The organism is Bradyrhizobium sp. 62B, assembly GCF_030272265.2.
In the GTDB taxonomy this organism is placed as follows: Bacteria; Pseudomonadota; Alphaproteobacteria; order Rhizobiales; family Xanthobacteraceae; genus Bradyrhizobium.
This window is the reverse complement of sequence record NZ_CP092841.2, coordinates 5,998,482-6,011,790: the sequence shown is the minus strand read 5'-3', so window position 1 is coordinate 6,011,790 and position 13,309 is coordinate 5,998,482. Positions and strand designations below refer to the sequence as shown.

Here is a 13,309-nt window from a genome sequence, read left to right as displayed (position 1 = left end):
GCTCGCACGACATTGTCACAGAAGATCGAAGACTATGCGCTGATCGGCGATTGCGAGACCGCCGCGCTGGTCGGGCGCAACGGCTCAATCGATTGGCTGTGCTGGCCGGCCTTCGATTCCGACGCCTGCTTTGCCGCCATCCTCGGCACCCACAAGAACGGCCGCTGGCTGATCGCGCCGAACGAGGACGTCATCAGGACATCGCGACGTTATCTCGGCGATACCCTCATCCTCGAAACGCGTTTTGAGACCAAGAGCGGCGCCATCGCGCTGATCGACTTCATGCCGCCGCGCGGCAAGGCGTCGGACATCGTCCGGCTGGTGCGCGGCATCGAGGGCTCAGTGAAGATGCGGATGGAGCTCGTCATCCGCTTCGGCTTCGGCATCGACATTCCCTGGGTACGGCGGATCGACCATTCGCTGATGGCCATTGCCGGCCAGGACATGACGGTGCTGCGCACGCCGGTCGAGACCCGCGGCGAGGATCTGACCACGGTCTCCGATTTCGAGGTAAGGGCAGGCGAGACCGTGCCGTTCGTCCTGACCTACGGCCCCTCGCATCTCGAGCCGCCCGCACCGATCGATCCCGAGATCGCGCTCCGGGACACCGAGGAGTTCTGGAAGGACTGGTGCGGCCATTGCACCCGCGACGGCGACTATCGCGACCTCATCATGCGCTCGCTGATCACGCTGAAGGCGCTGACCTTCGGCCCGACCGGCGGCATCGTCGCAGCACCGACCACGTCACTGCCGGAAAAGCTCGGCGGCAGCAGGAACTGGGACTACCGCTTCTGCTGGCTGCGCGATGCTACCTTCACGCTGCTGGCGCTGATGAACTCGGGCTACACCGAGGAAGCCCTGGCCTGGCACAATTGGCTGCTGCGCGCCGCCGCAGGCTCGCCGGCGAACATGCAGATCATGTACGGCATCTGGGGCCAGCGGCGGCTCCTGGAATGGGAGGCCGGTTGGCTCGACGGCTATGAGGGCGCAAAGCCGGTGCGCGTCGGCAATGCCGCGCATGCGCAGCTTCAGCTCGATGTCTACGGCGAATTGATCGACGCATTCCACCAGTCGCGCATGGCCAAGCTCAAGCTCGACGATGAAACGACATGGGCGCTGGAATGCGCCGTGCTCAATCATCTCGCCGAGGTCTGGGACCGGCCCGATCACGGCATCTGGGAGCGCCGGGGCGAGCCCAGGCACTACGTCTTCTCCAAGGTCATGACCTGGGTCGCCTTCGACCGCGGCATCAAGAGCGCCGAGACCTTCGGCTTCAAGGCGCCGCTGCTGCACTGGCGCACCTTGCGCGAGGCCATTCATCGCGATGTCTGCAACAGGGGATTTGACGCCGAGGAAAACGCCTTCGTCGAATCCTATGGCGCGAAGCTACTCGATGCATCCGTGCTGCTGCTGCCGGCCGTCGGTTTTCTGCCGGCGGACGATCCGCGCATCCGCGGCACTATCACGGCTGTCGAGACACGCCTGATGCGCGACGGCTTCGTGCTGAGGCACGATCCGCGCGAGTTGCCCGCGGACCAGCCGCCGCTCGAAGGTGCGTTCCTGGCCTGCACATTGTGGCTGGCCGATGCCCATGTGTTGGCGGGCGATCTCGACAAGGCGCAAGCCTTGCTCGATCGCGTGGCCGGCATCGCGAATGACGTTGGTCTCCTGGCCGAGGAATATGATTCAGTCGCCCGGCGCCAGACCGGAAATTTCCCGCAGGCGCTGACCCACATCGCGCTGATCAACACCGCACACAATCTGTCGGCGGCAAGGGAGAAGAGCGAGAAGCCGGCGATGCAGCGGTCGAAGTAATGATTTAGACTAGACGCCGAGCCATTCCAGCCCGCCGGGAAGCTCTCCCACGGCAAAATCGACCTGCAGGACACGCCGATGCATAGGCTTGGTCGCAGCGTCCGATGCATGGAGAATGGGGGTCGCATAGAGCCAGATATCGCCGGGCTCAGCAAGGCACGCGACGGTGCCGCAGCGCCGGACGACGTCTCTCACATCCTCCTCGGCAATCCGTCCGAGCTTGTGGGATCCCGGCGCGATCAAGAGGGGTGCATTGCCGGCCGGGACCGGATCGAGATGAACCCGCAAGGTCACTATGCCTGACAACAGCGCAAAGGGTGGCTCGACGTGCTGCATGCCGCTCTTGACGCTCCAGGTCTCGAAGCCGTCGACTGGGACGCGCGCCCTCACGGCTATGGTGCGGTCCTGGTGCCAGCCCAGTGCCCAGTTGGTTGCGGCTGTCTTGTCGAACAGGATTGCCCTGACCGGACGACAGGTCTCTCCGAGTACGGACGCGGCACAGCGGCCGATATCCCCGCTCGCGGCCAGGAACGGCGGAAGGCCTTCCACGCCTCTCAGCCTCAGTCCGGCTTGATCGGGCGGCAGATGGGACAGGATTTCCCCGAGCTGATGCAATCGATCCGATCTCAGCGCCTGCCGTAACAGCTGCGCGCCGTCGTCCAGCAAGGAGAGATGTTCGCCGGGCGAGATCGCACCGGCCACTCAACCCACCCCATTCCGCTTCAATATCATCTCCATCGCTTCCGCAAAACCGTCCTGCTCGTTGCTCGCGGTGACGTGGGTCGCCTGGTCCTTGACGTTGTCGGTGGCATTGCCCATCGCGATCGAGGTGCCGCTGACGGCGAACATCGCGAGGTCGTTCTGCATGTCGCCGATGGTGGCGACGGCGCTGGTCGCGATGCCGAGCCGCTTGGCCATCGCCTCGACGAACGTGCCCTTGTTGAAGCCGGGCGGGGTGATGTCGAGATAATAGGTCTGCGAGCGCACCGCAGTGGCCTTGCTGCCGAGCGCCTCCTGCATCGCCTTTTCGCAACGTTCGAGCCCGGCGGCGTCGGCACTGGCGCCGACGATCTTGCAGGCATTGGCGAGATACGGCGAGAAATCCGTCACGATGGTGGGATCGGAGCGGATCGTGTGCTGCTCATGCGCGACGTATTTGCCGCCGGGATTATCGATCAGCCATTTGTCGGTGGTGAAGAGCCAGATATCGGCGCCGAACTCGCGAAGGATCTGCAAGGCGCGCTCGGCCGCGCCGGCCGGGATCAGGTGCTGCTCGACCGGCCGCATCTCGGGATCGACGATCGAGGAGCCGTTGAACGGACCGACCGGCAACCAGAGCGCCAGCGGCTCGATCAAAAAGCGCATGCCGATGGCGGGACGGCTGGAGGTGATGGTGAAGCCGATGCCGGCCTTGTGCAACCGCTGCACTGCGCTTGTTGCGCGCTCGGTCAGGGTCTTGTCCTTGGTCAGCAGCGTGCCGTCGACGTCGGACACGACCAGTGAGATTTGCGTCATGGCAGAACCTTCAGGTTTTTCAGGTCTCAGCGCTTCGCCCCGCCCAGCTTCAACTGCCGTACGATGCCGTCCACGATCGCTTCGACCGTTTCATCGATCGAAACGGTGATGACGTGCTCGCCGGCTTCCGGCGGCTCCAGCGTCTCGAACTGGCTCGTCAGCAACCCCGGCGGCATGAAATGGCCTTTGCGCTGGGCGAGCCGCTCGGCGATCAGCTCTTTCGTGCCCTTCAGGAAGATGAAGCGGACGTCGTCGCGTCCGCGCAGCAGCACGTCGCGGTAGGTGTGCTTCAGCGCCGAGCAGGCGATGATGACGTGCTCGCCCTCGTCGCAAACCCGCGCGATCTCGTCGGCGATGGCGTTGAGCCAGGGCCAGCGGTCCCCGTCGGTGAGCGGGTGACCGGCGCGCATCTTCTCGACATTGCTGGCGGGATGAAAGCTGTCGCCGTCCTCGAAGCGCCAGCCGAGCCGCTGGCCGAGCGCTGCCGCGATCGTGCTCTTGCCCGACCCCGACACGCCCATCACGATCAATGCACAAGGTGCTTCAACGCCCGCCACGAATACCCTCCGGAAGCGCGGCTTGGTCGACCAGCCAGACGGTCTCACCCTTCGAGCGCGCGCGTAACGCCGGCAGAGTCTCGCCATTGAGGAGGCGCGTCAAGATCGCTTGCTTGTCGTGCCCGGCCATCTCGAACAGCATTTCGTAGCACGACGCAAGGACGGGCAGGGTAAGCGAGACTCGCGGCACGAAAGGCGCGACATTGGCCTTGGGCACCCCGACGACCCAGCGCTCGCTCTCCTCGATCTCGGGGAAGCCGGGAAACAGCGAAGCTGTGTGGCCGTCCGGGCCCGCGCCCATCAGGACCATGTCGAACAGCGGACGCGACGGATCGAGGCGTCCAGAGCCGTAGAAGGCCTGCAACTCGCGCGCGTAGGCTTCGGCGCTTTCCTCGGGAGATTCAGTCCCGGTCGGAATCGGGTGGATGTGGCTCGAGGCTGCATTGCGATCGAGAAACGTCGCGCGCGCCACCGCCATGTTGTTGAGGGGGTCGCTCTCGCCGACAAAACGCTCGTCGCCGATGAACCAATGCACGCGCTCCCACGGGATCTTGTCGCGATATGCATCGCTGCCAAGCAATTGATAGAGCTTCTTCGGGCTGGAGCCACCGGTCAGGCAGATCGCGATGCGGCCGGGATTGGCCGCGATCCGTGCCATCACCCGCTCGGCCGCGGCCTGCGCCAGGGCTGCGGCGTCGGCCGCGACGATCAGCTTCGGCTGGCCCGCTGCGGCCATCACGAGAACTTCCGCCAGCTTCGCCCGTCGCGCCGCAGCAGCTCGTCGGCGCATTTTGGCCCGTCGCTGCCGGCTTCATAGGTCTCGATGCCGTTGGTGCCTTCACTCTTCCAGGCGTCCAGGAACGGCTGCACCGCCTGCCATCCGGCCTCGATGCCGTCGGCGCGCTGGAACAGGATGTTGTCGCCGATCATGCAGTCGTAGATCAGCGTCTCGTATCCGGTCGAGGGATCGGCCTGGAAATAGTCGCCGTACTTGAATTTCATCTCGACGCCGTCGATCGTGATGCTCGGTCCCGGGATCTTGGCGTTGAACTGAAGCTCGATGGTTTCGCTCGGCGCGATACCGATGGTGAGGAAATTCTGCGACAGGCGGTCGACGTCGGTCCCCGAGAACATGGACAACGGCGCCTGCTTGAACTTGATCGCGACCTCGGTGCGCTTGTGGCCGAGCGCCTTGCCGGTGCGCAAATAGAAGGGGACGCCGGCCCAGCGCCAATTGTCGATCATCAGCTTCAGCGCAACGAAGGTCTCGGTGGTGCTGCCGGGTTTGACGTCCTCGGTCTTGCGGTAGTCCGGGACATCCTCGTCGCCGACGCGGCCTGCGAGATATTGCGCGCGGACCGAGTTTTTCAGCGCATCCTCCCGGCTCGGCAGCTGGATCGAGGTAAGCACCTCCGCCTTTTCGGAGCGGACCGAATGGGCGTCGAAGCGTGCCGGCGGCTCCATCGCGACCAGCGACATCAGCTGGAACAGATGGTTCGGCACCATGTCGCGCAGCGCGCCGGTGGCATCGTAGAAGCCGCCGCGATGGCCGACGCCGAGCTTCTCCTCCACCGTGATCTGGATATGGTCGATGTGGTTGCGATTCCAGATCGGCTCGAACATGCCGTTGGCGAAGCGCAGCACCAGGATGTTCTGCACCGTCTCCTTGCCGAGATAATGATCGATCCGGTAGATCTGGTGCTCGTCCATGATCTTCAAAAGCTCGGCATTCAGCGCCTTGGCCGAAGCGAGATCGGTGCCGAACGGCTTTTCGATCACGAGGCGGCGCCAGGCGCCGTTCTCCTTCATCATGCCGGTGCGGCCGAGCTCACGCGCGGTCGGCGCGAACGCGGCCGGCGGCGTGGCCAGGTAGAACAGGCGGTTGCCGCCGGTTTCCTGCGCGCATTCCAGCGAATCCAGGTGTTCGCGCAAGCGGTCGAACGACGGCGGGTCCTTCGGATCGGCCTCGACGAAGGTGACGCATTGCAGCAGCTGCTTTGCGATGTCGTCGTCGACCGGCCGCGTCGCGAACTTGCGCAGGCCCTTCATCAGGCTGTCGCGCAGCTCGTCATCCGACTGGCTCTTGCGGGCCACGCCGACGACACAGAACTTTTCAGGCAGCAGGTGCTCGGCGGCGAGATTGTAGAGCGATGGCATCACCAGCCGATGGGTGAGGTCGCCGGTCACGCCGAAGATGACGAAGGCGCAATTTTCCGGCTTGCGCTTGGCTTGCGGGTCTTTTGTCACGAATTGTTGGCCTTCGCTTCGCTACTTGCTATTTCGACTTCGCAGCGCCCGGCTGCTTCGGCTCCCTGTGGCCGCCGAATCCCGCGCGCATCGCGGAGAGAATTTTTTCGGCGAAGGTGTGTTCCCGACGGGAACGGAAACGTGTGTAGAGCGCCGCGGTCAGCACTTCAGCCGGCACGGCCTCGTCGATCGCGGCATTCACGGTCCAGCGTCCCTCGCCGGAATCTTCCACGAAGCCGGAATATTCGGCGAGTTGGGGGCTGTCGGCGAGCGCGGTCGAGGTGAGGTCGAGCAGCCAGGACGGGATCACCGAGCCGCGCCGCCACACTTCCGCAATGTCGGCGAGATCGAAATCGTAGCGATGGTCCGCCGGCAGGGCCTCGATGTTGGCATTCTTGAGAATGTCGAACCCTTCGGCATAGGCCTGCATCAGGCCGTATTCGATGCCGTTGTGGATCATCTTGACGAAGTGGCCGGCACCGACGGGGCCGGCATGGATGTAACCCTGCTCGATGCGGGGATCGCGTCCCTCGCGTCCCTCGGTGCGCGGAATGTCGCCGGCGCCGGGCGCGAGCGCGGCGAAGATCGGGTCGAGCCGGTCGACCACCTGCTTCTCGCCGCCGATCATCATGCAATAGCCGCGGTCGAGGCCCCAGACCCCGCCGGAGGTGCCGACGTCGACATAGTGGATGCCACGGGCTTTCAGCGCCTTGCCGCGGCGGACGTCGTCCTGCCAGAAGGTGTTGCCGCCGTCGATGATGACGTCGCCTTCCTGCATCACGCCGGCGATCGTGTCGATCGTCGTTTCGGTGATGTGGCCGGCCGGCAGCATCACCCAGGCCGTGCGGGGACGCTCGAGTTTCGAGATGAACTCCTCGAGCGTCGCCGAGCCGACTGCGCCGTCGGCGGCAAGGCCGGCCACGGCCTTGGCGTCCTTGTCGTAAACCACGGTCGAATGTCCGTGGCGCATCAGGCGGCGAACGATGTTGCCGCCCATCCGGCCGAGGCCGATCATGCCGAGTTGCATTGGCGATATTCCTTAAGTGAGCGCGTCGGTGAGCGCCGCATTGAGAGCGGCAAGACCCTTCTTGAGCCCGCCCTTGAGGTGGACGCGCAACGCGCGCCGGCCACGCTCGGTGAGCACGTCGAAATCGCCGCGCGCCTGCGCCGCCTTGATCACGCCGAAGCTGGCCTTCTGGCCCGGCACCTTGAGGTCCTTGGCATCGTCGGCCGTGATCTGGAGGAACACGCCGCTGTCGGGCCCGCCCTTGTAAGCCTGCCCCGTGGAGTGCAGGAAGCGCGGCCCGAACTCGGCGCAGGTTGCGACATGCCGCTTCTCGCGCACCTCGAGCCGCATGGCCTGGAGCGCGTCGATTGTCGCCTTGTCGCGCGCGACATAGCCGAGCAGGGCGACATAGTCGCCATCGCCCGAGCGCGACAGATGCGCTTTCAGCCAGGAGGCGAGATCGCCATTGGCGCCGGCGGCGCGCAGCGCCGTGGCGTTGGCCTCGTCGGTATAGAGATCGGCCTCATCAGTACTGACCACCGGCTGCTCTTCCGGCAGCGCGCCGGTCTTCTCGAACGACGCCGTCAGCTCGCGAGTCTTGATCTTGGCCGCTTCCACGTCCGGCTGGTCGAACGGGTTGATGCCGAGGATCGAGCCAGCGACCGCGGTCGCCATCTCGAAGCGGAAGAATTCCTGGCCGAGATGGTCGATCGACTTCATGGCAATGCGCACCACGGGATGGCCGGCCGCTTCGATCGCGGCGAGCTTGGAATCGTGGGCGGCGTCCGCTTCGCCTTCGATGCGGATGTCGATGAAGAACCGGTCGTTGCCGTAGACCGCGGGATCGCCCAGCGGCTCGCCCTCGATCGGGATCAGGCCCTTGCCTTCCTTGCCGGTCGATTCCGCGATGAGCTGCTCGGCCCAGGCGCCGAAATCGGCGATCTTCTTCGAGGCCAGGATCGTCACCTTGTCGCGGCCTTCGAGGCCGGCGAGACCCATGGCGAGGCCGAGCTGCACGCCGGGGTTCTCGCTCGGCGGAACGTCCGGCCCGCAGGAGCGGGCCATCGCGAGCGCATGCTTGACGAAGGTCTTGACGTCGATGCCGGCGGTTGCCGCCGGCACCAGGCCGAACGGCGACAGCACCGAATAGCGGCCGCCGATCGAGGGCTCGCCATGGAAGATGCGGGCGTAGTTCAGCTTCTTGGCGGCCTTCTCCAGCGACGAGCCGGGATCGGTCACCGCGATGAAGCGATGGCCGGTCTTCACCTTCGCACCCACCGCCTTGGCAACCTGCTCGTGGAAATAGTCCTTCATCGCGTTCGGCTCGGTGGTGCCGCCCGACTTGCTCGAGACGATGAACACGGTGCTCGCGATGTCGATCTTCGCCTCCATCGCCCGCACCTGCGCCGGATCGGTGGAATCAAGCACATGCAGCTTCGGGAAGCCGGGCTTCTTGCCAAAGGTCTCGGCCAGCACCTCGGGGCCGAGGCTCGATCCGCCCATGCCGAGCACGACGGCGTCGGAGAATTTCTGGCCCTTCACGCGGCCCGCATAATCCTCGTAATCGGCGACGTCGGCCTTGGCCGCGCTGTCGAGCCAGCCGAGCCATTTGTCCTCATCAGTGCCGGTCCAGACCGACTTGTCGCGCTGCCACAGCCGGCGGATCTTGGCGGACGCCCGCCATTCCTCGGTGCTCTTGGCTACGGCCTTGCCAAGGCCGTCGCCGAGCGAGAGCTCCTGACGATCGAGCGCGGGCGCGAGCACGGTCGCGCGCTTGTGGGCGACGGCGCCGTAGAGCTTGTCGGCGGCGTCGGCGAACAGCTTGACGCCGTCCTTGACCAGTTCCTCGGTGATGGCGTCGAGCGAGATTCCGGAGCGCTCCAGCTCTTCGAGCACGCGCCTTGCGTCGTCGACGTTCTCCTCCAGGCTGTCGCGCGGCTTGCCGTGGTCGCGGAACGCATCCAGCGTCGCCGGCGGAACCGTGTTGATGGTGTCGGGGCCGATCAGCTCCTCGACATAGAGGACGTCGCTGTAATCCTTGTTCTTGGTGCCGGTCGAGGCCCACAGCATGCGCTGCGGCTTGGCGCCCTTGGCGGCGAGCTTGTCCCAGCGGGGGCCCGAGAACAGGCGCTTGTAATCCTGGTAGGCAACCTTGGCGTTGGCGATCGCGACCTTGCCCTTCAGCGCGGCGAGCCGCTCCTTCTCGGACGGGTCGTTGGCGCGGGCGATCTTCTCGTCGAGCTGCTTGTCGACCACGGAGTCGATGCGGCTGACGAAGAAGCTCGCCACGCTCGCGACATGCGAGGGATCGCCGCCGCCGGCGACGTATTTTTCCAGGCCGGCGATATAGGCTTCGGCCACCTGGAGGTAGACCGCTTTGGAGAATAGCAGCGTGATGTTGATGCTGATGCCGTCGCCGATCAGCGTCTCGATCGCCGGCAGGCCCTCGGGCGTTGCCGGCACCTTCACCATCAGGTTCTTGCGACCAACGTCCTTCCAGAGCCGCCGTGCTTCAGCGACCGTGCCTGATGTGTCCATGGCGAGATAGGGCGAGACTTCCAGGCTGACATAGCCGTCGCCGCCTTTGAGGCGGTCATAGACCGGGCGGAGCACGTCGGCGGCAGCCTGGATGTCCTCGACCGCGACGGCCTCGAACAGATCGGCCACGGTCCGGTCGCCGCGCTTCAGCGCCTTGCCGATCGGGGCATCGTATTCGTCGGAGCTGCCGATCGCCTTCTCGAAGATCGAGGGATTGGAGGTGACGCCCTTGACGCCATCGGTGTCGATCAGCCGCTTCAGGTCGCCCTTGGCGATGAAGCCACGGGCCAGGAAGTCCAGCCAGACGGCTTGTCCGTGCTTTTCCAGTTCTTTGACGGGATTCATGATGCTTATTTATCTCCAAGCCTGCGGGCGAGGGGTTTCCGCGCCGGTCCTGACGCGCTATCCTCTAGCTTACATGCTCCCGGGAGGGAACCAATCAAGGGTACAGGCGTCATACCCTCCAGTGTAACTCCGTCGCGATCATGGCGATCCGGGCGGCAGCAGGGTTGTTGCGAAAAAGTCCTTGGGTTGCGTAATCTTTGGGTTGCGTAAAAAGTCGTTGGCCGAAAGTTCGGCCAAGTCTGGTTGCGTCAAGTCTGGTTGCGTAATGTCGGCCGCTTCGCTATCAACCAGTGGCTGTGCGGATGCCATCGGCTGATTCCAGTGCATCTGGTGAATAGCTCGGTCGCAAATGGCCATGCTGGGGGAAAGCATGCACGCTAGTCATGAAGGCATGGCGTTCGCCGTCGCCAATAGTGCGCCGCCGGGCGCGCAGGCCGGATCCGTCGACGGATCGCAGGATCTCGAAATCAGCCCATGTAGGACCTTGCTGCGACTGCTGGTTGCGGCGGGCTTTGCGATGACCCTGCTCAGTGCGACCCTTGCCTTCCACTGGTGGGATGGTCTTGGCGATTACAACACGATGGTCGGATATGCCGGCGTCGTGGTGTTCGCCTTGGTGACGATCCGGCTGATCTGGATGCTTCCCACCGAGCGGGGCCCGGTTCTCATCGTCAATCGCTACGGCATCCGCGATCTCCGGCTCGGCAATGAATTTCTGCCGTGGGATTCGATCGCACGGATTTCTGCCGAAGAGTGTCGCGGCCGCGAGATGATCGTGCTGACGCCGACGCCGGACTTGCAGCGGCACCTCCGCAGCATGCGCAACCTGGCCCGTCATGCGCAGAACGATCGTATCGTCATCCGGGCAGAGGGCCTGGCGGCCGATTTTGATACAGTGCTGCGTGCTTGCCGCGACGCGCACGCAGCCAGCACGCCGCGCACCGCATTGCAGCAGGAAGATGAACGCGGCACCCAAGGCGATGCTCAAGGCGGTGCCCAAGGCTTCGCCGTACAAGCGTCATAAGATCGCCGCCGGGATCGCTATGCTGCAACGCCGGATGAACGCATCCCCGGTAACGCCCGGATGTTGCGACCGAGTGACATTTCTTGGAAATGAGCCAATATAGACAGAGATTCGCACAAATTACGGGCATGTGCCTGTTCGTAACTCAACGAGTGCCTACGTTGTGCGTTGCGTCGTGTTGGCACCCGGGTGTCCAATGATCGTCATGTGCTCACGCTGATTCGAAACGGCCTGAGGAACGGTCCGGTAACTGCTTTCGTTTCAGCTTGTAGCGGAACTCACGCGGAGAGGGATCATGTACAACGATTCTCTATTCAACGCTTTCGCTCGGTCGTTCGAGGCGAGAAGCCAGCACGACATGTCGATGGCGGAATATCTGGAATCGTGTCGAAGCGATCCCATGAAATACGCGAACGCGGCCGAACGACTGCTAGCAGCGATCGGTGAACCTCAGACGATTGACACGGCCAAGGACCCACGCCTTGGCCGTATTTTTTTGAACCGCACGATCCGGACCTATCCGGCCTTCGCCGGCTTCTACGGCATGGAAGAAACGATCGAGCGCATCGTTGGTTTCTTCCGGCATGCGGCGCAGGGCCTCGAGGAGCGCAAGCAGATCCTCTATCTGCTCGGACCGGTCGGCGGCGGCAAGTCTTCGCTCGCCGAGCGGCTGAAGTCGCTGATGGAAGTGCATCCGATCTACGTGCTCAAGGCCGGCGATGAACTCTCCCCGGTGTTCGAGAGCCCGCTCAGCCTGTTCGATCCCGATCAGCTCGGCCCGATGCTGGAAGAGAAATACGGCATCCCGCGCCGGCGTCTCACCGGCTTGATGAGCCCGTGGTGCTACAAGCGGCTGGAAGCCTTCGGCGGCGACATCTCCCAGTTCCGGGTCGCCAAGATCCAGCCGTCGCGGCTGCGCCAGATCGCAATCGCCAAGACCGAGCCCGGTGACGAGAACAACCAGGACATCTCCTCGCTGGTCGGCAAGGTCGACATCCGCAAGCTCGAGACCTACGCGCAGAACGATCCCGATGCCTACAGCTATTCCGGCGGCCTCAACCGCGCCAACCAGGGCGTGCTCGAGTTCGTCGAGATGTTCAAGGCCCCGATCAAGATGCTGCACCCGCTGCTCACGGCGACGCAGGAAGGCAACTACATCGGCACCGAGAACATCGGCGCGATCCCGTTCACCGGCGTGATCCTCGCGCACTCCAACGAAGCCGAGTGGGCGAGCTTCAAGTCCAACAAGAACAACGAAGCCTTCATCGACCGCATCTGCGTGATCAAGGTGCCTTACTGCCTGCGGATCACGGAAGAGCAGAAGATCTACGAGAAGCTGATTCAGGGTTCCGAGCTGGCCTCGGCGCCTTGCGCGCCGTCGACGCTGGAGACGCTGGCACGGTTCTCGGTGATGTCGCGCCTGCGCAAGCACGAGAATTCCACCGTGTTCGCCAAGATGCGGGTCTACGACGGCGAGAGCCTGAAGGAATCCGATCCGAAAGCGCGCAGCGTCCAGGAATATCGCGACGCCGCCGGCGTCGACGAGGGCATGGACGGCGTCTCGACCCGCTTCGCGTTCAAGATCCTGGCCGCGACCTTTAACCACGACCCGCAGGAGGTGGCCGCCGACGCCGTGCATTTGATGTACGCGCTGGAGCAGTCGATCCGCCGCGAGCAGCTGCCGGAGGAAGTCGAGAAGCGCTATCTCGAATTCATCAAGGCGGATCTGGCGCCGCGTTATGCCGAGTTCATCGGCAACGAGATCCAGAAGGCCTATCTGGAATCCTACTCGGATTACGGCCAGAACCTGTTCGATCGCTACGTCGACTATGCCGACGCCTGGATCGAGGACCAGGACTTCAAGGATCCCGACACCGGCCAGCTGCTCGATCGCGAGCTTTTGAACCAGGAGCTGACGAAAATCGAGAAGCCGGCGGGCATCGCCAACCCCAAGGACTTCCGCAACGAGGTGGTCAAATTCTCGTTACGGTCGCGGGCCCAGAACGGCGGCAAGAATCCGACCTGGACCTCCTACGAGAAGATTCGCGACGTGATCGAAAAGAGGATATTCTCCCAGGTCGAGGACCTGCTTCCGGTCATCTCCTTCGGGTCGAAGAAGGACGGCGAAACGGAGAAGAAGCATGGCGAGTTCGTTGCTCGCATGGTGGAGCGTGGCTACACCGAGCGTCAGGTGCGCCGGCTCGTCGAATGGTACATGCGCGTGAAGCAGGCCGGTTGAGGCGGATGGGAGGCGAATGGTAA

Annotated in this window: 11 protein-coding genes; 3 read left to right on the top strand and 8 right to left on the bottom strand. The window is 64.0% G+C overall.

Going from position 1 to position 13,309, the window contains the following annotated elements; genetic code table 11:
• Positions 1-12 precede the first annotated feature (12 nt).
• The gene (locus ML401_RS28850) at positions 13-1,815 is read left to right on the top strand and encodes a glycoside hydrolase family 15 protein (RefSeq protein ID WP_285807715.1); all 1,803 of its coding nucleotides are present in this window, start codon (positions 13-15) and stop codon (positions 1,813-1,815) included.
• A gap of 9 nt (positions 1,816-1,824) precedes the next feature.
• Here ML401_RS28850 and ML401_RS28845 read toward each other — a convergent pair whose 3' ends face one another.
• The 8 genes from ML401_RS28845 to ML401_RS28810 form a co-directional block, all read right to left on the bottom strand.
• The gene (locus ML401_RS28845) at positions 1,825-2,517 is read right to left on the bottom strand and encodes a phytanoyl-CoA dioxygenase family protein (protein ID WP_285807714.1); all 693 of its coding nucleotides are present in this window, start codon (positions 2,515-2,517) and stop codon (positions 1,825-1,827) included.
• Positions 2,518-3,330 (bottom strand): HAD family hydrolase, encoded by an 813-nt coding sequence (locus tag ML401_RS28840; RefSeq protein WP_285807713.1) that lies wholly within the window; start codon positions 3,328-3,330, stop codon positions 2,518-2,520. It lies immediately after the preceding gene.
• A 26-nt stretch (positions 3,331-3,356) separates the two neighbouring features.
• Positions 3,357-3,887, bottom strand: a complete 531-nt coding sequence (locus ML401_RS28835) for a gluconokinase (RefSeq protein WP_285807712.1) — start codon at positions 3,885-3,887, stop codon at positions 3,357-3,359.
• On the bottom strand, positions 3,874-4,623 hold the full coding sequence (gene pgl, locus ML401_RS28830; RefSeq protein ID WP_285812765.1) for a 6-phosphogluconolactonase: 750 nt from the start codon (positions 4,621-4,623) through the stop codon (positions 3,874-3,876). The genes ML401_RS28835 and pgl overlap by 14 nt, the downstream gene beginning before the upstream one ends.
• On the bottom strand, positions 4,623-6,134 hold the full coding sequence (gene zwf / locus ML401_RS28825) for a glucose-6-phosphate dehydrogenase (protein WP_285807711.1): 1,512 nt from the start codon (positions 6,132-6,134) through the stop codon (positions 4,623-4,625). Before zwf ends, pgl begins: the two co-directional genes overlap by 1 nt.
• Before the next feature lie 28 nt (positions 6,135-6,162).
• The gene (gene gnd / locus ML401_RS28820; RefSeq protein ID WP_259216882.1) at positions 6,163-7,161 is read right to left on the bottom strand and encodes a phosphogluconate dehydrogenase (NAD(+)-dependent, decarboxylating); all 999 of its coding nucleotides are present in this window, start codon (positions 7,159-7,161) and stop codon (positions 6,163-6,165) included.
• 12 nt (positions 7,162-7,173) lie between these two features.
• Positions 7,174-10,023 (bottom strand): bifunctional transaldolase/phosoglucose isomerase, encoded by a 2,850-nt coding sequence (locus ML401_RS28815; protein ID WP_285807710.1) that lies wholly within the window; start codon positions 10,021-10,023, stop codon positions 7,174-7,176.
• Positions 10,024-10,161: 138 nt separating this feature from the next.
• On the bottom strand, positions 10,162-10,332 hold the full coding sequence (locus ML401_RS28810) for a hypothetical protein (protein WP_212067233.1): 171 nt from the start codon (positions 10,330-10,332) through the stop codon (positions 10,162-10,164).
• 40 nt (positions 10,333-10,372) lie between these two features.
• Between ML401_RS28810 and ML401_RS28805 the strand changes: the two genes are divergently transcribed.
• The gene (locus ML401_RS28805) at positions 10,373-11,047 is read left to right on the top strand and encodes an STM3941 family protein (RefSeq protein WP_212067232.1); all 675 of its coding nucleotides are present in this window, start codon (positions 10,373-10,375) and stop codon (positions 11,045-11,047) included.
• Between the two features lie 295 nt (positions 11,048-11,342).
• Positions 11,343-13,286: a PrkA family serine protein kinase gene (locus ML401_RS28800; protein WP_194404070.1), complete on the top strand. Its 1,944-nt coding sequence runs from the start codon at positions 11,343-11,345 to the stop codon at positions 13,284-13,286.
• Positions 13,287-13,309 lie beyond the last annotated feature (23 nt).

Coding starts and splice junctions, on each gene's coding strand:
- ML401_RS28815 (WP_285807710.1), bottom strand. CDS start 10,023: ATGAATCCCGTCAAAGAACTGGAAAAGCACGGACAAGCCGTCTGGCTG.
- pgl (WP_285812765.1), bottom strand. CDS start 4,623: ATGGCCGCAGCGGGCCAGCCGAAGCTGATCGTCGCGGCCGACGCCGCA.
- ML401_RS28840 (WP_285807713.1), bottom strand. CDS start 3,330: ATGACGCAAATCTCACTGGTCGTGTCCGACGTCGACGGCACGCTGCTG.
- ML401_RS28810 (WP_212067233.1), bottom strand. CDS start 10,332: ATGGCATCCGCACAGCCACTGGTTGATAGCGAAGCGGCCGACATTACG.
- gnd (WP_259216882.1), bottom strand. CDS start 7,161: ATGCAACTCGGCATGATCGGCCTCGGCCGGATGGGCGGCAACATCGTT.
- ML401_RS28805 (WP_212067232.1), top strand. CDS start 10,373: ATGGCCATGCTGGGGGAAAGCATGCACGCTAGTCATGAAGGCATGGCG.
- ML401_RS28800 (WP_194404070.1), top strand. CDS start 11,343: ATGTACAACGATTCTCTATTCAACGCTTTCGCTCGGTCGTTCGAGGCG.